The 18759-nt window shown below is 65.5% G+C and carries 16 protein-coding genes; 8 read left to right on the top strand and 8 right to left on the bottom strand.

The annotated features are described in order from the left end of the window. The first annotated feature begins 14 nt into the window (after nt 1-14). The 3 genes from ASC83_RS03575 (at nt 15) to ASC83_RS03565 (ending at nt 3040) form a co-directional block, all read left to right on the top strand. Complete coding sequence (locus ASC83_RS03575; RefSeq protein ID WP_056058215.1) at nt 15-1118, top strand: tartrate dehydrogenase; 1104 nt, start codon at nt 15-17, stop codon at nt 1116-1118. A 137-nt stretch (nt 1119-1255) separates the two neighbouring features. Then, complete coding sequence (locus ASC83_RS03570) at nt 1256-1672, top strand: hypothetical protein (protein ID WP_056058212.1); 417 nt, start codon at nt 1256-1258, stop codon at nt 1670-1672. Between the two features lie 471 nt (nt 1673-2143). Next, nucleotides 2144-3040 carry a LysR family transcriptional regulator gene (locus ASC83_RS03565; RefSeq protein ID WP_056058210.1) on the top strand — a complete coding sequence of 299 codons (897 nt, stop codon included), beginning with the start codon at nt 2144-2146 and terminating at the stop codon, nt 3038-3040. Nucleotides 3041-3585: 545 nt separating this feature from the next. Here the strand turns inward: ASC83_RS03565 and ASC83_RS03560 are convergent. Beyond that, nucleotides 3586-4011 carry a VOC family protein gene (locus tag ASC83_RS03560; protein WP_056058207.1) on the bottom strand — a complete coding sequence of 142 codons (426 nt, stop codon included), beginning with the start codon at nt 4009-4011 and terminating at the stop codon, nt 3586-3588. Continuing rightward, entirely contained in the window at nt 4011-4541 is a 531-nt protein-coding gene (locus tag ASC83_RS03555; protein WP_056058395.1) for a helix-turn-helix domain-containing protein, read from the bottom strand. The genes ASC83_RS03560 and ASC83_RS03555 overlap by 1 nt, the downstream gene beginning before the upstream one ends. A 237-nt stretch (nt 4542-4778) precedes the next feature. Here ASC83_RS03555 and ASC83_RS03550 point away from each other — a divergent pair, with 237 nt between their 5' ends. Further along, complete coding sequence (locus ASC83_RS03550) at nt 4779-5540, top strand: NAD(P)-dependent oxidoreductase (RefSeq protein WP_056058204.1); 762 nt, start codon at nt 4779-4781, stop codon at nt 5538-5540. Nucleotides 5541-5655: 115 nt separating this feature from the next. Here ASC83_RS03550 and pmbA read toward each other — a convergent pair whose 3' ends face one another. Beyond that, nucleotides 5656-7098, bottom strand: coding sequence for a metalloprotease PmbA (gene pmbA, locus ASC83_RS03545; protein WP_056058201.1), 1443 nt, complete (start codon nt 7096-7098; stop codon nt 5656-5658). Nucleotides 7099-7162: 64 nt separating this feature from the next. Between pmbA and yjgA the strand changes: the two genes are divergently transcribed. From yjgA to ASC83_RS03530, 3 genes are all read left to right on the top strand, one after another. Then, nucleotides 7163-7834 carry a ribosome biogenesis factor YjgA gene (yjgA, locus tag ASC83_RS03540; RefSeq protein WP_056058197.1) on the top strand — a complete coding sequence of 224 codons (672 nt, stop codon included), beginning with the start codon at nt 7163-7165 and terminating at the stop codon, nt 7832-7834. Continuing rightward, the gene (mog, locus tag ASC83_RS03535) at nt 7827-8426 is read left to right on the top strand and encodes a molybdopterin adenylyltransferase (protein WP_056058194.1); all 600 of its coding nucleotides are present in this window, start codon (nt 7827-7829) and stop codon (nt 8424-8426) included. Before yjgA ends, mog begins: the two co-directional genes overlap by 8 nt. Before the next feature lie 63 nt (nt 8427-8489). Beyond that, complete coding sequence (locus ASC83_RS03530; protein WP_056058191.1) at nt 8490-9545, top strand: hypothetical protein; 1056 nt, start codon at nt 8490-8492, stop codon at nt 9543-9545. Nucleotides 9546-9577: 32 nt separating this feature from the next. Here the strand turns inward: ASC83_RS03530 and cysE are convergent, their stop codons facing one another. Together cysE and ASC83_RS03520 are read right to left on the bottom strand one after the other, a co-directional pair. Further along, nucleotides 9578-10360: a serine O-acetyltransferase gene (gene cysE / locus ASC83_RS03525; RefSeq protein ID WP_056058188.1), complete on the bottom strand. Its 783-nt coding sequence runs from the start codon at nt 10358-10360 to the stop codon at nt 9578-9580. A 36-nt stretch (nt 10361-10396) separates the two neighbouring features. Beyond that, the gene (locus ASC83_RS03520; protein WP_056058185.1) at nt 10397-11209 is read right to left on the bottom strand and encodes an RNA methyltransferase; all 813 of its coding nucleotides are present in this window, start codon (nt 11207-11209) and stop codon (nt 10397-10399) included. Nucleotides 11210-11384: 175 nt separating this feature from the next. On the opposite strand from ASC83_RS03520, the gene ASC83_RS03515 reads away from it, so the two are divergent. Beyond that, nucleotides 11385-12341: an inositol monophosphatase family protein gene (locus ASC83_RS03515; protein ID WP_056058182.1), complete on the top strand. Its 957-nt coding sequence runs from the start codon at nt 11385-11387 to the stop codon at nt 12339-12341. 205 nt (nt 12342-12546) lie between these two features. Here ASC83_RS03515 and ASC83_RS03510 read toward each other — a convergent pair whose 3' ends face one another. The 3 genes from ASC83_RS03510 to ASC83_RS23360 form a co-directional block, all read right to left on the bottom strand. Further along, complete coding sequence (locus ASC83_RS03510) at nt 12547-13677, bottom strand: two-component system response regulator (protein ID WP_056058179.1); 1131 nt, start codon at nt 13675-13677, stop codon at nt 12547-12549. 24 nt (nt 13678-13701) lie between these two features. Beyond that, the gene (locus ASC83_RS03505; RefSeq protein WP_056058176.1) at nt 13702-18570 is read right to left on the bottom strand and encodes a PAS domain S-box protein; all 4869 of its coding nucleotides are present in this window, start codon (nt 18568-18570) and stop codon (nt 13702-13704) included. Nucleotides 18571-18615: 45 nt separating this feature from the next. Then, nucleotides 18616-18759 (bottom strand): EAL domain-containing protein (locus ASC83_RS23360; protein WP_156379416.1); only part of this gene is annotated, 144 nt, incomplete at its 5' end.

The raw sequence follows: 18759 nt of genomic DNA, 5'->3' as shown, positions 1-18759 counted from the left end.
GCAAGGACCGCTTGATGACCTCCTCCACTGCCCCCAAAACCTACCGCATCGCCCTCATCGCCGGAGACGGCATTGGCAAGGAGGTGCTGCCAGAAGGCCTGCGCGTGGTGCAAGCCGCCGCAGCGCGTTTTGGCATTGCGCTTGAAACCACTGCCATCGACTGGGCCAGCTGCGACTACTACGCCGCCCACGGAAAAATGATGCCCGACGACTGGAAGGCGCAGCTGTCGGGCATGGACGCGATCTTCTTCGGCGCCGTCGGCTGGCCTGCCACCGTGCCGGACCACGTGTCGCTGTGGGGTTCGCTGCTCAAGTTCCGCCGCGAGTTCGACCAGTACATCAACCTGCGCCCCGTGCGCTTGTTCGAAGGCGTGCCCTGCCCCTTGGCGGGCCGCAAGCCCGGCGACATCGACTACTGCGTGGTGCGCGAGAACACCGAGGGGGAGTACACGTCGCTCGGCGGCATCATGTACGAGGGCACCGACCGCGAGATCGTGATCCAGGAATCCGTCTACTCCCGCCACGGCGCCCACCGCCTGCTGAAGTTCGCGTTCGACCTGGCGCAAAGCCGCCCCAAAAAGCACGTCACCCTGGCTACCAAAAGCAACGGCATCGCCATCAGCATGCCCTGGTGGGACCAGCGTGCCGACGACGTGGCCCAGGCCTACCCCGAGGTCACGCTGGACAAGCAGCACATCGACATCCTCACCGCCCGCTTTGTGCTGCAGCCTGGGCGCTTTGACGTGGTGGCCGCCACCAACCTGTTTGGCGACATCCTCAGCGACCTGGGCCCTGCCACCACCGGCACCATCGGCCTGGCGCCCTCGGCCAACCTGAACCCCGAGCGCACGTTCCCCAGCCTGTTCGAGCCCGTGCACGGCTCCGCGCCCGACATCTACGGCCAAAACATCGCCAACCCGATTGCGATGATCTGGTCGGGCGCGCTGATGCTGGACTTCCTCACCCACGGCCAGGGCGCGGGCAGGTTGGCACACGATGCCATCGTGGCGGCCATCGAAGAGGTGATCAAGAGCGGGCCGCGCACGCCGGACCTGGGAGGAAGCGCCAGTACAACGCAAGTGGGACAAGCCATCGCGGAGCACGTTGCTGCAGCCTGATCGGTGCCCGGCGTCACGAACGCATCACTGTTGGCAACGAGCGCCCGTCACCAGCATTGAACTGCCCCAGCACGGCTGCAGCACCGGTACTGCCGACTCGATAACTGCCCCACTCCATCCTCTGAGCAAGGCCCTATATGAAGCCCTTCACCACCATCTTTTGCGCTACCGCCATGGCCTGGCTGGCCTCCAGCAACACCTATGCATGCAGCTGCAAGCTCGCCTCTGCGCAAGCAAATGCTCCACAGGCCACGGTCGTGTTCAAAGGGGTTGTGACAGAAGAGATCGTCGACCCTGCGAACAAAAACGAGTACCGAGCCCTTTTCAGGCCCACGACCATCTACAAAGGCAATCAGGCCGCGGCCATCACGGTGCACACTCGGGGCGACCAGGGAAGTTGCGGCGTGCGGTTCGCCAAGGGGTCCGAGCACATGGTGTTCGCCTTCCAATCAGGCCAACGGCTGCGCACCAGCCTGTGCAGCACCTGGCCCATCTCCAAGAGCTATGCCGGCCATACCGCCGAAGTCGAGAGCCATTTCAACCAGCGCAAGTAAGCGCCCTCAGGCCGCACACACATCGGATGCCCCGTTTTGCCCATGACACTGCGGGGGCGGACTGAGGCGAAGGCGACTGCCGGCTGACCAGCAACGAGCCTTCACTCCTGAAATGATAGCTACCAGCGCATGAATTACCTGCGCTACACGCCAATTTCACTCAAATATGGATCTCACCCTCCGCCTGGGGGCACCCTGAACTGCTCGGTGACGCGCCGCTCGGCGCGCGCCGCAGCGGCAGCCCACCGATCCCTGGCGTTGCGCGCGCCCGCCACGGCCCAACGCAGCGCATGCAGAAACACGACCATGGCAACGGTTCGCACAGGTCGCTGGCGGCCCACAAGGTTTGAAGCAGAGACGGCTCTGGGGGCAGTGGTGTGGGGATGCGGGTGTTTCATGGCCCCGCAATGCTCTCGCCGGGCTTACCATCTGTAAAGTTGAATTCAATGACGATTCACTTCATAAAAGCTGATGCGTAACCTCAATCTCGACCAGTTGCAAACCCTGATCACCATCGCCGACCTGGGCACCTTTGCGGCCGCCGCGCAGGCGTTGCACCTCGCGCCGCCCACGGTGAGCATGCACATCAAGGAACTGGAATCGCGCCTGGGCGCCGAGCTGGTGGTGCGCGGGCGGCGGCAGGCCGACCTCACCCCCGCTGGCGAGGTGCTGGTGCGCGAAGGCCGCCAGCTGTTGCTGGCCAGCGATGACCTGGTGGAACGCGTGCGGCGCCACGCATCGGGCCGCGAAGGCATGGTGCGGGTGGGCGTGTCGGCGGGTGTCAGCACCCGGCTGCTGCCACGCATGCTGGAGGCGCTGGCGGCACGCAGCCCCGGGGTTGAAATCCGCCTGGAGGCCGTGGGCTCGGCCGAGTCGATGCAGCGGCTCAAGGCCGGTACGCTGGACATTGCCATCGTCGCCAGCCCCCAGCCGCCGCTGGCAGAGGTGCGCCAGACCCCCTGGCGCAACGACCCCATGGTGGCCCTGCTGCCCGCCGCGTGGGACGCGCCAGACCGCGTCGGCCCCGACTGGCTGGCCAGCCGACGCTGGGCATCGTTTGCGCCCGCCACGCAGATGCATGGGCTGATTGCCAACTGGTTTGGTCAGGCGGGGCACCATCCGCGCCCGTTTCTGGCGCTGAGCTACCCTGGCGCCCTCAAAAGCCTGGCCGTGGCCAGCCAATGCGCCGCACTGCTACCGATGGAGGAGGTGGAGGACCTGCAGGGCACGCCCGATGTCCAAATCCGCCCGCTGCAACCGCCGCTCATGCGCCCCATGGCCGTGGCGCACCGCCACCAGCCACCGCCCTCGCCCGCAGTGGAGGGCGTGCTGGAGTTGCTGGCGGACTTTGCAGATTTCGCAGAGTGATGGCGGGACACACCGCGCGCCGTCACGCGTGCGGCAAGCCCTGGCCGCCCGGGGCAGGCCTAACAGAAGACCGGACAGCAAGCCGCTGCAGGTAGGGTTGCACGAACAGGTACAACCCCGTCAACAGCAGCAGTGCCAGAGGCGGCAGGGGCGCGTACGTGACCCAGTCCGGCGGGTTGCCTGCACCCTGGGCGCGAGCGACACAATTGGCGATGACGGCTAGGGCGTGTCACCCTCCAATTCCCCCACGCGAAAGCCATCCAGGCCGTGCAGTGCTAGGCGCCCTGAGTGCCGTGTAGCCTCGCTACACAAGCGAAGGACAACGACGCAATGCGCAGCCTGGATGGCTTTCCCTTCGGGCTGGCTGCGCATTGCGGCGTCTGCTTTGTCAGGTGGCTTGCCAATAGCCAGCTATTGGCTGCGCCCCCCTTCGCGCATCCATCCGCATTGCGCGGCCAGCGCGTGGGGGAATTGAAGGGTGGCACGCCCTGGCGTGAACGCCATCGACACCCAGCGATGGAACCGCCGAATTCCCGCACCGGCGCTCATTGCACATCTCCAGCGGCGAGCTGGATCATCTTCCAGCCGTTGCCCGCTGGGTCCCGAAAACCGGCGTCCACGTTGCCGTACCGGTCCACGGGCTCCTGTGTGAACTCCACGCCCAGATCGCGCAGCCGGGTATACGCGCCGCGGCAGTCCGACACATGCAACACCAGCGGCGGCATGGCGCCCTTGGCCACCATGGCGCGCAGGGCTTGCGCCGTGGCCTCGTCGTGGATGGGCGGGCCGGGCCTGAACAACCCCAACTGAAAGCCCGGCTGGTCGGGGTGCTGCACCGTCAGCCAGCGGTGGGGGCCATTGCGCACGTCCGTATGCACCTGAAACCCGAGCTTGCCCACGTAAAACGTCAGGGCCTCGTCCTGGTCGTCCACATACACGCCCACCACGCCAATGCCTTGGTTCTTCGTCATCAGATCTCCTCGGTTGTTGATGACGGGTTTGTACCTTCCGCCAGGCGGCGGCGCTTCTCCGAAACTGCGGTGGTGAGGTCAGGGCGTTGTGCGGCTTTCAATACGCAGGCCGGCACCTTGTCCAGTGGCTCCAAGCGGGCCTGGGCCTGAAGGCGCACCGCACTGGGGCTCTGCCCCGTGATGTCGCGAAAGGTGCGGCCGAAGGTGCCCAGGCTCTCCCAGCCGGTGGCAAACGCAATCTCGGTGATGGGCAAGTCCGTGTCGCGCAGCAGCGTGGTGGCCTGTTCGATGCGGCGGGTCAGCAGGTAGCGGTGTGGCGGGATGCCAAACGCCTGCCGGAAGGATCGTGCGAAATGCGCGTCGGAGACGCCGCTGACCTCGGCCAGCCGCTGCACTGGCCAGGCCTCATGCGACGCGGCGTCCATGCGGTCCTTGGCGCGCAGCAGACGGCGCAACAGGGCCGGGTCTTGCGGCGCATTGTGGTCAGCGGTATGGCCGTTGGCTGGGGGCTTCGGGGGGACGACAGGCATGGTGGGCACAGCATATCGCCTGTCCGTCGGCATTCCTGCACCACCTGTACGGCGGCAGGCAAGACCCGCGAGAACCCGCAGGCAAAGACAAGCACTGTGAACAAAGTCACCGTCTTCGCGATGGGCCTCACCCGCCGTTAGTGCTGCAGAGACGATGGCATGGAATCATCGCGGCATCGCCCGTCGATGACTACCCGGCCATCGGCAGACCTTTCCTCAATCCTCTCGCGAATCATCATGAAGCGTCTTCTCATCCTGGGAGCCACGGGCTCCCTCGGCCGCCACGTACTGCAGCAAGCTGTTGCGGCGGGCCACCAGGTGTCAGTGCTAGTGCGCAACCCTGCCCGGCTGCCCCAGGACCTTCGATCACGCATCACGGTGCACCAGGTGGACCTGGGGTCCGTGGCAATCAGCGCCTTGGCAGACATCATCCGGGGCCACGAGGCGTTGATCAACTGTGCGGGGCTGGTCACCGAAGGTCGCGCGTTTGTCGACCTCGTGGACCGCATTGTTTCCAGCGTGGAGTCCCTGGCCCCCGCAGAGCGGCCAACCTGCTGGTTTCTAGGGGGCGCTGCGGTGCTCGACATCGGCCAGACAGGCCGCCGGGGTGTTGAACTACCCAAGGTGCGCGACACCTATTGGCCGCACAAGAAGAACTTTGAGCGCCTGAACACCTCATCCCTCGATTGGCGCCTGCTGTGCCCGGGACCGATGGTCGACCAACCCGCGCTGGGGATCGCCCGGCTGCGCATCGCCGCGGACCAGCTGCCGGTCTCCGTGCCAGCCTTTGCGGGCAGGCTACCCAGCCCATTGATGCTGCTGCTGTTCGCATCGAAGGTGCCGCAGATGATCGTTCCCTATGCCGACGCAGCCTCTCTGATGCTGGCCCATCTCGAGCCCCGGGATGCGATGTCCCGGCACCGCGTCGGGCTCGCGCTGCCCGTGGGCATGCGCGGGAAGAAAGACACCTGGGCGGCCAAGCCCCGCAGTGCCACCTGACGAAACCCTCCATGAAAAAAGGCCCTCGCAGTCACGAGGGCCTGGGGCGGGAGAGTTGCAGAAAACCCTCATCACAACAGCAACTGGCGGTATCCGCCTGCTGCGGGCACGAAGATCAGCTGCCCGCCACCTTCATGCGGTTGACCAGGATCGAACCCACCGTCTTGGCACCATAGTTGTAGGCATCGGCACCCACGGCCTCGATGCCCTTGAGCATGTCCTTGAGGTTGCCTGCAATGGTGATCTCGTGCACTGGGTAGGCGATCTGGCCGTTCTCGACCCAGAAGCCGCTCGCGCCGCGCGAATAGTCGCCCGTGACGTAGTTCACGCCCTGGCCCATCAGCTCCACCACAAACAGGCCCGTGCCCAGCTTTTGCAGCATGGCGTCCAGGCTGTCGCTGGCTTGCGTGAGGCGCGATGTCATCACCAGGTTGTGCGAGCCTCCGGCGTTGCCCGTGGTCTTCATGCCCAGCTTGCGGGCCGAGTAGCTCGACAGGAAGTAGCCCTGCACGCGACCACCCTGCACCACCTTGCGCGGCGCCACGCGCACGCCTTCTTCGTCAAACGGCGAGCTGCCTTTGCCACCCAGGATGAAGGGGTCTTCCAGGATGTCGATGTGCTTGGGAAAAACCATCTTGCCCAGCGAGTCGAGCAAGAAGCTGCTCTTGCGGTACAGCGAGCCGCCACTGATGGCCTGCACAAAACCGCCCAGCAGGCCAGCGGCCAGGGTCGATTCAAACAGCACGGGGCATTGCGTGGTAGGGATCTTGCGGCTGCCCAGGCGGCTCAGCGCACGCTGCGCGGCGTAGCGGCCCACGGCCTCGGGCGAGGCCAGGTCGGCTGCGTTGCGCATCGAGCTGTACCAGGCGTCGCGCTGCATTTCGGCGTTCTTGCCGGGCAACGAGGCGATGGGGGCCACCGAGAAACTGTGGCGCGAGCTGGCATAGCCACCGCGAAAGCCGCGTGTGTGAGCGCTGAAGAAATGGCTTTGCTGGGCCGACACGCCAGCACCTTCGCTGTTGGTGATGCGGCGATGCGTCTTGAAAGCCGCGGCCTCACAGGCCTTGGCCATCTCTGCGGCTTCTTCGCTGGTGATGGCCCAGGGGTGGAAGAGTTGCAGGTCGCGGTGCGTCTCCTGGGGCGCGATATCGTCGGCATCGGGCAGGCCAGCCACAGGGTCTTCGGCCGTGAAGCGGGCGATGTCATAGGCCGCTTGCACGGTCTGCTCGATGGCCTGGGTAGAAAAGTCCGACGTGCTGGCGTTGCCTCGGCGGTGGCCGATGTAGACCGTCACGCCCAGCGACTTGTCACGGTTACGCTCCACGTTCTCCAGCTCACCCTTGCGCACGCTGACCGACAGGCCACAGCCCTCGGACGCCTCGGCGCCCGCGTCGGTCGCACCGAGCTTTTTGGCATGGGCCAGGGCGCGGTCCACCAGGTCTTCAAAAAACGGGCGGCTGTAGCTGAAGCCGCTGTCAGGGGTGCGGGAGGTGGCAGCTGCGGGCACAGCAGCCAGCGCGCCGGGGGTGCGCGGGGCGCGGTTGGAGGGTTTGTTCATAGCGGCAGCTATGATACTTGCCACTGCGGCGCACCCTGCGCCCGCCTCTCTTTGCCCCCACCCCATGTCACGCAAACCCAAAAAAGGCTACTTTGTGCGAGGCCAGTTTGTTGCCGAAGGCAGCGAACTGGACATTCAGCTCAAGGCCGAACTCAAAGGCACGCCCGATGCCAGCCGCACCGATCTCAAGCGCGAGAGCGACGAACTGCAGGACCTGGGCAAGGAGCTTTTGAACCTGCGCGCCGACCTGTTCGACGCCGTGGGCCTGCCCGACAAACTGGTGGAGGCGCTGGCCGAGGCCAAGCGCATCACCAACTTTGAAGGCAAGCGCCGCCAGATGCAGTATGTGGGCAAGCTCATGCGCAAGCTCGAACCAGAGCTGGTACAGGCCGCCCGCCAGGCGCTGGAAGAACAGCACAAAGGCTCTGCCACCGAAAAGCTGCAACTGCATCTGGCCGAGCAATGGCGCGACCGCCTGATTGCCGACGACGACACGCTGGCCGCGTGGATGGCCGAGCACCCCGACACCGACACCCAGCAGCTGCGCGCGCTGATCCGCCAGGCCCGCAAAGATGCGCAGCCTGCGGGCAAGGAGGCCAACGTCCAGGTCTCGCAAGGCCTGGCGCCCCGCAAGGGCCGTGCATACCGCGAGCTGTTCCAACTGGTGCGCGAGCACCTGGGAGGCACCGGCACGGCAGATGCCAGCGACACCGACGAGGACAACGACGATGAGTGAAGCCGTCCACGACGCCGTCAAGATCGGCATCGTATCGATCAGCGACCGCGCCAGCAGCGGCGTCTATGAAGACAAGGGCCTGCCTGCCTTGCAGGACTGGCTGACGCGCGCGCTGTACAACCCCATCACCTTCGAGTCGCGCCTGATCCCCGACGAGCAGGCCGGCATCAGCGCCACGCTGATCGAGCTGGTGAACGCCGGTTGCGCGTTGGTGCTGACCACCGGCGGCACCGGCCCTGCGCTGCGTGACGTAACGCCCGAGGCCACGCTGGCCGTGGCGCACAAGGAGATGCCAGGCTTTGGCGAGCAGATGCGCCAGATCAGCTTGAAGTTCGTGCCCACCGCCATCCTCTCGCGCCAGGTCGCTGTGATCCGAGACCAGAGCCTGATCATTAATCTGCCTGGTCAGCCGAAGGCGATTGCCGAGACGCTGGAGGGGCTGAAGGACGCCAACGGCCAGCAGATCGTGCCGGGCATCTTCGCCGCCGTGCCTTACTGTGTGGACCTGATCGGCGGGCCGTACCTGGAAACGCGGGATGAGGTCTGCAAGGCGTTCCGGCCCAAGAACGCTGTCCGGGCCAAGACCGCCTGAACCGCCTGCAGGCCAGCGCTGGCCCACGGGCGAAAGCTCCCCCCATCGCCCATCACACAGACGATGAAGTACCTTGCCTTCGCCCTCCCCCATCTGCTGGTAGTCGCCCTGGCCTTGTGGATGTATGTGCGCATACGCGCCATGAAACAGCGCCAGGATGCGCTGGTGAAAGACCTCAAGGGCCGGCACTACTGGCGCATCAACCTGGCCCGCCCCGCATTTTTTGGACGCTGGATGCGGCTTATGGCTTTCGAAGCCAAGGGCGTGCTGATCGACGATGGAGAAGCATTCCGCATCCGGGGGCATTGGGCCAAGACGGGCAAGGCGTTCGAGTCGTTGGTGCCCAAATCGGGGATGAAGGTCGAGTGGCTGGGCAACCAATCCATCAAGACGGGCAACATCCACTGGGCTCGGTTGGACACCCCCAAAGGCCAGGTGCTGTTCACCGCCGATACCGGCTGGAGCGCCGGGCCGTCGCGCGAGGCCTTGTGCGACATCTTCCGCTCGGCGTTCCCCGACTATCCGCTGGACGAAGAGAACACACACGATTTCGCACTGGAGAAGAACCCTCGCAGCCTGGGCGCGACGGTGCTGTTCCTGGGCCTGATGCTGTTTGCGCTGCTCGACAGCTTTGTGTTCTCCGGCTACGAGCTGACGGATGCGCAACTCTTCAGCATCCTGCGCTCGCCCCTGACCTGGCTGGTGGCGTCGGTGGGCATCGCAGCGTTGGTGGCACTGTGCTACCGCTTCTTCGCTGCAGGGCGCATCCCCTCGCGCGAATCGATGGCGCTGGCCCTGATGCTGGGCGCCGTATCGGCCGGGGCTGCCCTGCCCGCGCTCAAGCGGGTAGACCAAATGCTGGCAGGCTCGGTGTCAGAAGACCACGCATACCGCCTGTCGGGCACCTATCGGCTGGAGCCCATCGACACCGCGCAGGGCCTGCCGCCACTGAAGTTTCCGCGCATGCGGGACTATTGGGAGCAATGGCCCGATGGCAGCGAACACCGCATTCCGCTGATGCACGGACCGCTGGGGCTGTGGCAACTGGACCACGCAAAGTTTGATCCGCCCATCGTGGCTTTCTACGAAAAGAAGAGCAGCAAGCCTGGCAAGCACTGAGCCCGCAGTGCCCCCACGCAACGGCAGGAAGCCTACTTGCCCACCAGCTCGTTGAGCTTGCCCGCCTCGAACTGCTCCTTGATCGCCGCGTCACAGGGCACACAGTCCTTGGCCTGCAGGTTGGCGGCCGAGAGCTTTTCGATCGCCTGCCACAAGAGCGCGATCTGGTGCTCTTGCGACGAGGCGTTGTCGATCAACCCACGCATGGCCTGCGAGAGCGGATCATCCTCCTGCGTGATGCCGTAGGCGGTGAATTTGCGCGATGGCTGGGGCTCGGTCACGTCGGCGCTCTGGCCTTCCTTGGACGGGATGATGCGTGCCGGGATGCCCACGGCCGTGGCGCCAGCGGGCACGGGTTTGATGACCACGGCATTGGAGCCGATCTTGGCGCCGTCGCCCACTTCAAAGCCGCCCAGCACCTTGGCGCCTGCACTCACCACCACATCTTTGCCCAGCGTGGGGTGGCGCTTGGTGCCCTTGTAGAGCGAGGTGCCGCCCAGGGTCACGCCCTGGTAGATGGTGCAGCCATCGCCGATCTCGGCGGTTTCGCCCACCACCACGCCCATGGCGTGGTCGAAGAACACACGCTCCCCGATCTTGGCGCCGGGATGGATCTCGATGCCGGTGAACCAGCGCGCAAAGTGCGAGATGAAGCGCCCCAGCCACTTCAGGCCGTGGTGCCAGCACCAGTGCGCGGGGCGGTGCAGCCAGATCGCGTGCAGGCCCGGATAACAGGTGATCACCTCCCACGTGCTGCGCGCGGCAGGATCGCGGTCGAGGATGCACTGGATATCGGAGCGCAAGCGGGCGAGCATTGGTTGTTATGGTTATTTGTAAATGGGCTGCACAGTCTATCGTTTCGCCTGCGCCGTCTCGATCATGGCTTTGGCGACACCTCTCAAGATGTGGATTTCCTCGGGACTGAGCTGCGCGCGGTTGAAAAGCTGGTTAAGGCGGGGCATGAGCTTCTTGGGCGCGGCCGGGTCCAGGAAACCGATGGATGTGAGCGCCTGCTCCCAATGGCCCAGCATGCCCGCCACCTGGGCAGCGTCGGCCAGCGCACGCGGTGGGGTGGCGTCCTGCACCGCGAAGCCGCCCAACGCTTGGCGCCACTCGTAGGCGATCACCTGGATGGCCGCACCCAGGTTGAGTGAGCCGAAGCCGGGGTTGGTGGGAATCGACAGCGCCACGTGGCAGCGGTACACATCCTCGTTGGTCATGCCAAACCGCTCGGAGCCAAAGAGAAAGGCCACACCGGCCTGCGAGGCAGCACTCGGGTCTGCAGCGGTGTCGCCGGCTGCGTTTTGAGGGCTTTTGGCCTCTTGCGCTAGTGTTTCATGCCTGAGTAGCTCACTTTTTAATAGCGCTTCAAAGTGCGCACGCGGCGCTGCTGTAGGGGGGCCAAAATCGCGTGGCGTCATGGCCGTGGCGCACAGGTGGCTGATACCGTCGAGCGCCTCGTCCAGCGTGGCGACGATGCGTGCGTTGTTCAGCACATCGAGGGCGCCGCTGGCGCGCTGGATGGTTTCCTCACGCCGCAGCACGTTAGCCCAGCGGGGAGCGACCAGCACCAGGTCGTCAAACCCCATGGTTTTCATGGCACGGGCGGCGGCGCCCACATTGCCGGCGTGGCTGGTGTTGATCAGGACAAAACGGGTCTTCATGGACAGGCGGAGCGAGAGGGGGAAAGCGGCCGGTTAGGCAAAAAAGGGCACTGCGGGTAAAATCCCGCCCTCTATTGTCGCCGCCCGCATCGCCGGGACGGGTCAGACCTCCCCGCTCATCCTGTACGCAGACGCCCGCGCCACATTGGCCGCGCGCTGCCAACCACCACAATTTATGTCGTCCAATCTGCACCCCATGCTCAACGTGGCCATCAAGGCCGCACGCGCCGCCGGCGCCATCATCAACCGCGCGGCCCTGGACGTGGAATCGGTGCGGATCTCGCAAAAGCAGATCAACGACTTTGTGACTGAGGTGGATCACGCCTCCGAAAAGATCATCATCGAGACGCTGCTGACGGCCTACCCCGGCCACGGCATCCTGGCTGAAGAGTCGGGCAAGGAATACGGCGCCAAGGATTCAGAATTTGTCTGGATCATCGACCCGCTGGACGGCACCACCAACTTCATCCACGGCTTCCCCGTGTATTGCGTGAGCATCGCGCTGGCCGTCAAGGGCAAGGTCGAGCAGGCTGTCGTGTACGACCCCACCCGCAACGACCTGTTCACCGCCACCAAGGGCCGCGGCGCCTACCTCAACGAGCGCCGCATCCGCGTCTCCAAGCGCACCCAGCTCAAGGACTGCCTGATCTCCACCGGCTTCCCCTTCCGCCCCGGCGACAACTTCAAGAGCTACCTGAACATGATGGCCGACGTGATGCAGCGCACCGCCGGCCTGCGCCGCCCCGGCGCCGCTGCACTGGACCTGGCCTACGTGGCTGCGGGCTTCACCGACGGCTTCTTTGAAACGGGCCTGTCGATCTGGGACGTGGCAGCGGGCTCGCTGCTGGTGACCGAGGCCGGCGGCCTGGTGGGCAACTTCACGGGTGAGGCTGAATTTCTGGAGCAGCGGGAGTGCCTGGCAGGCAACCCCCGCATCTACGGCCAGCTGGTGCCCATCCTGGGCAAGTACAGCAAGTTTGCGAGTGCTGGCGACAAGGCGGCCGTGCGCCAGGCGGCGACTCCCGACACGCCCGAAGCCAACAACATTCCAGAGACAGAAGGCGCTGCGGACGCAGCCGAATCGGCGGCGCCCCAGGCCGACTCAGCCAAGGGTGAAGACGCGCCGTTCTGAACATCTCAACTACCGCGCCTCACCGTCAAGCCAGCACACGATGACCGCTGAAAATATCTGGTAGCAGGACCGCGCAGTAGGCGCGCTCGTTACCAGCGCAGCCGTGCAAGGGCCGCCCCGCCGCACTGGCTGCGTCCCCCTTCCCGAATTGCGCAGCAATTCGAGAGAAGGGGGAAGGCGCGAAGCGACTCAGGGGGATGCCTCCCTACGCCGGGTCAGGATACTTCTGCGCGATGCTGCGGAAGTCTTCTGCAATGTCCACAAACGCGTCCACCATGTCGGGGTCAAAGTGCGTGCCCTTGCCCCGCACGATGGTGTTACAGGCCTGGTCGTGCGAAAACGCAGGCTTGTACACGCGTTTGCTGATGAGCGCGTCGTACACGTCGGCCACCGCCATCAGGCGCGCCGACACCGGGATGGCGTCGCCCGCCAGGCCCTGCGGGTAGCCAGAGCCGTCCCACTTCTCCTGGTGGCTGTAGGCGATCTCCTTGGACACGCTCAAAAAGGCCACGCGCATGCCCAGGCGCCGCTCGGCCTCGTCAATGGCATTGCGGCCCAGCGTGGTGTGGGTCTTCATCACCTCGAACTCCTCCACCGTGAGCTTGCCGGGCTTGAGCAGAATGCTGTCGGGGATGCCGATCTTGCCGATGTCGTGCAACGGGGCCGACTTGTACAGCAACTCGATCATGCGGTCGTTCAGCACATGCTCAAAACGCGGGTGGTGGCGCAGGCGTTCGGCCAGGGTCTTCACGTACAGCTGGGTGCGGCGGATGTGGTTGCCGGTCTCGTTGTCGCGCGTTTCGGCCAGGGAGGTCATGGCCATGATGGTCACGTCCTGGATGGCCTGCACCTCCAGCGTGCGCATGGCGACCTCCCGTTCCAGGTAGGCGCTTTTGTCGCGCAGAAAATCGGCCGTGGCCTTGAGCGCCAGGTGCGTGTTGACGCGCGCGAGCAGGATCGGCGGACTGATGGGTTTGGTGATGTAGTCCACAGCACCCAGGGCCAGTCCCATGCGCTCGTCGTCGGTGTCGGAACGCGCCGTGAGGAAGATCACCGGGATGTCGCGGGTGGCAGGCGCCTCCTTGAGGCGACGACAGACCTCATAGCCATCCACCTCGGGCATCATGATGTCCAGCAGGATCAGATCAGGCGGCGTGGCCGACTGGGCAATTTTGAGGGCCTTCTCCCCATGGTTGGCCACCTTCACCACATAGTGCTCGCGCAGCAGGCTGCCCATGAGCGTGAGGTTCTCGGGCGTGTCGTCCACCACGAGCACGGTGGCAATCGGCTTGTCAACCAAGGTCGCCGGGCTGGAGGCAAAAGGCGCGTTGTCCATGCAAATGTCCTGCGTGAATGCCGTTCAGGGGGTTTCGAGGGCCGGGGATTCGGAGCCTGGCACCGCAGCCAGGGCTTCCAGCGCCTGCTCGAAATCGAAATTCAGGGTGTGCTTTTCAACGACCTGGAAGGCGCTGCCCAGCGCCGCCTTGAGCACCACACCATTGTGTTGGAAAAATTCAGTGGCTGCAGGATCGTCCTGCTCCAGCAGGTGGCGCAAGTGCTGCCCTGCCTCGGCGGGCGTCATGCTGGCTCCTGGCGCCCTCGCAGGGGGCGCCAAACCTGACTCAGGTGTCGTGCCCGCCTGCACGGCCTGCAGCACCCAGTCCTGTAGCCCGTGCAGCAAGGGCTGCAGCGCAGCCCGCAGCTCGGCCAGCAGCGGCACGATGGCCTCGTTGCCATGGCGAAAGCGCAGCGCGTGCTCCAGCGCCTGTGCGCGGTCTGACACGGCCTGTGCGCCAATGTTGGCTGCCACCGACCGCAGCGTGTGGGCCAGGCGCTCGGCCAGTGCGACATCGTGCACCGCCAGCGCACGCTGCAGCTCCGGCAACACCGGAGCCTGCCCTTGCACAAAGCGGCGCAGCATCTCGGCGTACAACCCTGTCTTGCCCAGCGCGCGCTGCAGGCCCAGTTGGGTGTCCAGCCCCGGCAGATCAGGGACATCCACCGACAGCCACCCTGCGGCCGCTGCACTGGTGGCCACTACCGGCGCGGCCACTGGAGCCGCACTGCTGCGAGCGGGCACAACAGCCGCACCGAGACCCTGGCGGGGGCGGATCCAACGTGCCAGCGCGGCCCACAGGGCCGCAGGTTCGATGGGCTTGGCAACATGGTCGTTCATGCCCGCCGCAAAGCAGCGCTGGCGGTCCGCCTCCATGGCGTTGGCCGTCATGGCGATGATGGGCAACGGCGCGTAGCGCGGGTTGCCGCGCAGCAGTCGTGTGGCGGTCTCGCCATCCATGATGGGCATCTGCATGTCCATCAGCACGGCGTCGTAGTGCTTGCGCTCGATATGGTCGATGGCGATCTGCCCGTTCTCGGCCACGTCGACGGCGAAGCCCGCGTCCAGCAGCAGCTCCATGGCCACCATCTGGTTGAGTTCGTTGTCCTCGACCAGCAGCACGCTGGCGCCCCGGATGTCCTGCGGCAGCTCGTCAGCAGCGGGGGCGGGAGTGGCCGCACGGCGCCCCTCCGTGCCCGATGCCTCCAGCGGCTGCATCAGGGTGTCGAACAGCAGCGAGGCATTCACGGGCTTGATGAGCACGGTTTCGATGCCCTGCGCACGCGCGGCCCGCATCACGTCCTCGCGCCCGTAGGCCGTGACCATCAGCATCTGCGGCACCTTGGGCATGCCAAGGCTGCGAATGTGGCCCGCCAGCTCCACGCCGTCCATGCCTGGCATGTGCCAGTCCAGCAGCAACAGGCCAAACGGCTGGTGCTGTGCCATGGACTCGCGCAGCCGGTCCAGCGCCTCCAGGCCCGAATGCGCCTGCTCCACCACAAAGCCCATCGCCTGCAGCATGTCGGACAGCACCGTGGCAGCGGTATGGTTGTCGTCCACCACCAGCACCCGGGTGCCCCGCAGGTCGGGCGGAGGTAGCAGCACACGCGCCGCTGCCCCACGCTCCAGCGGCACCGACACCCAGAAGGTGGAGCCCTTGCCGAAACGGCTCTCCACGCCCACCTCTCCGCCCATCAGCTCCGCCAGGCTCTTGCAGATCGCCAGCCCCAGGCCCGTGCCCCCATAACGGCGCGTGGTCGAGGTGTCGGCTTGCTGGAAGCTCTGGAACAGGCGCCCCATCTGCTCGTCCGTGAGCCCGATGCCGGTGTCGCGCACCTCGAAACGCAGCCGGGCCTGGTTGCCCATCTCCTCCAGCAAGCGCACGGCAATGCTGATCTCTCCGGATTCGGTGAACTTGATGGCGTTGTTGGCGTAGTTGATGAGGATCTGGCCCAGGCGCAGCGCATCGCCCACGAGGTTAGGGGGCACATCGCTGGCCACGTCGCAGACCAGCTCCAGGCCCTTGGCACCGGCCTTGTAGCCCACCACATCGGACACGCTCTCCAGCATGCGGTCGAGCAGAAACGGCTGACGCTCCACCACCAGCTTGCCCGCCTCGATCTTGGAGAAGTCCAGGATGTCATTGATGACCCCCAGCAGGTGCTGGCCCGCCTGCTGGATCTTGCTCACGTAGTCGTGCTGGCGTGGACTCAGGCCCGACTTGAGTGCCAGGTGCGACATGCCGATGATCGCGTTCATGGGCGTGCGGATCTCGTGGCTCATGTTGGCCAGGAAGTTGGACTTGAGCGCGGTGGACTCCTCGGCCAACTCCTTGGCACGGCGCAGCTCCTGTTCAGCACGCTGGCGGTCGGTGATGTCCACGAACGTACCAATGGTGCCGCCGGATGTGCCATCGTGGCGCGCAAAGCCATGCAGCCAGAACAGCGTGTGGTGTAGCTCGCCGTCGGCATAAGGCAAATCGACCTCGCGGTGCACCTTGCGCTCGCCCTCCATGGCCTGTATCGCGTCCTGCTCGAAGCGCGTGCGGGTCTCCTGCGGCAGATAGTCCAGATCCATCACCGTCTTGCCGATGAGCGCCTCGCGCGAAACGCCAAAGGCGTGCTCATAAGCGCGGTTCACGCCGATGTAGCGCCCGTCCGCGCCCTTGTAGAAAAGGGGCACCGGGATGGCGTCGATCAACGCCTGCTGGAAATCGAGCTGCCCGGCCACCTGCTCCTCCAGGAGCTTCTGGTCGTGGATGTCCACATTGACGCCCACCACCCGCACCGGCTGGCCCTGGGCGTTGCGGAAGATGCGCGCGGCCTCCAGAAACCAGCGCACCTCGCCATCGGGGCGCACGATGCGCCAGGAGTCGCGCAGGTAGTCCTCGGTGCCTGCAAGGCAGCTGTCGAAATAAGCGCTTGCCTGGTCGCGGTCTTCCGGGTGCAGGCAGTTGAGCCAGAAGTCGCGCCCATCAGGCTGGGTTCCAGGGGGCAGGCCCATCATCTGAGCCAGCTTGTCCGACCAGAGGATCTCGCCGGTGACCAGGTTCAGGTCGAACACCCCGATCTTGCCCGCTTCCTGCGCCAGCTCCAGGCGTTCCTGGGCCTGCTGGATCACGCGCTCGGCACGCCGCTGCTCGCTGACATCTTCAATGACCCAGATCGAGGCGGTGCCAAAGTCGTCCATCTTGACGCTGCGGCCCGCCAGGCGTGCCTCGAACTGGCTGCCATCCAGCCTGCACAGGGTAGCGGTCTCGCGCAAGGCCTGGCCCGAGGCCAGTGCCGGCGTGACGCGGGCAGTGAACAGGTCGGCATGGCCCGTCCCGCCAAACAGCACCGACACCCCCAGACCCAGCAGCTGTGATGCGGTACCACCCATGAGATCCACAAACGCCGGGTTGAACTGGCGGAACTGTCCGTCGCACACCATCACGATGGGCGGTGCGTTGTCGAAGATGGCAGTTTGCTGCTCCAGCAGCTCGTTGAGCAGGCGTTCGCGACGCTCCAGCTCCTTTTGCGCCTGGATGCGTTCGGACACGTCCTCGTGAAGGCCCACGATGCCGATGCGCTTGCCCCGCCCATCAAACACGGGCGATAGCGTGGCCTCGTCGTGGTAGATGCTCCCGTCCTTGCGCCGGTTGACGAACTGGCCCTGCCAGGACTTGCCCGACAGCAGCGCGGACCACATCAGCTGGTAGGTCTGTGCGGGCGTTTGTCCGCTGGCCACCAGCGATGGCTTTTTGCCGCGCACCTCGTCCAGCGAATATCCCGTGTTGCGCTCGTACTGGGGGTTGACCCAGTCGATGCGGCCGTCGCCATCGGTGATGACCACGGACACCGGGCTGCTCTCCAGCGCCGTACCCAGCACCCTGAACCGCTCCAGCGCACTGGCCACCCGGGCACGGCTGCGCAGCAAGTCCAGAAGCAGCAGGCCCAGCAGGCACAGCAGCACAAAGGCCACCACCCCAATGCGCGCGCGCTGCGTCGACGACATCAAGGCGCTGATATCGTCCAGCGCCACCAGCTGCCACTCGCCCCCCGGGTCGTGCCAGTCAATGGCCCGGCGTTCGACAGCGTAAGTCACGCCGTTGATCTGGACATCTCCGGTATCGGCCGCAAAGGGCAACGCCGAAGCCACGCCATTGTCGAAATGCCGGCCGAACTGGCGTGTGGCGCGGATGGCATCGATACGCGCCTGCGTGAGCGGCGGCGCTACCGCGAACTGCCATTCGGGGCGCGTGGCGGCAAACGCCACGCCCTGCGGCGATAGCAGCACCATGGGCAGGCCCGCGCGCTTGAGCAGCAGGTCCACCGGCTCAAAACCCACCTTGAACATCACCACGCCGATGATGTTGCTCGATGGCGTGTCGCTTTCATAGAGTGGCGCTGCGTAGTACAGCCCACGCTCCTGGGTATTGCTGCCAATGGCGGCATACACACTGTTGGCGCCCTGGATGGCCTGCTGGAAGTACGGGCGGAATGCAAGGTTCAGGCCCGTGGATCGTTCGCCAGGCGTCTCGTGCGCTACCACGGTGCCATCGGCAGACATTACGTACACGCCTTGCACCAGAAAGCGCCCGCGCGCCACGGCCAGGCGGGACAGTGCCTCGGGGTGGTCAGGGGGCAAACGGCCCAGCGCCATGTCCTTGAGCAAAGGCTCGCTCAGGCCCATCAGCGATACCGCCCCGAGCATGGAGCCGCCAGTGGTCTGGGCTTGCAGGGCATCTGCCGTCTGGTGCAACACGCGTGAACGCTCGGTCGCCCGCTCGCCCGCTCGCCAGTGCTGTGCACCCTGCACCACCAGCACTGCGCCGATCAATGCCAGGGCCACCACCACCAGCAGGCCACGGATGCCGGGGGCGTTACGGTCCACAAGCTTGTCAAACCACATGCCTACGCCCTTGCCACGCAGGCCAGCCACACCGCAGACGTACCGTCAACCAGCGGGATACAGCAATGCATCGATAGCCTCCGCCGGCCCCGGCCTTCCAAACAGATACCCCTGGAACCCCTCGCACCCGTGCAGCCTCAGGAACGACAGCTGCCCCGTCGTCTCCACCCCCTCCGCCACCACCTCCAA

Source organism: Acidovorax sp. Root402, from assembly GCF_001425125.1.
Classification (GTDB): Bacteria; Pseudomonadota; Gammaproteobacteria; order Burkholderiales; family Burkholderiaceae_C; genus Acidovorax; species Acidovorax delafieldii.
The sequence above is the reverse complement of the archived record's forward strand: the minus strand, read 5'-3'. Positions and strand labels throughout refer to the sequence as shown.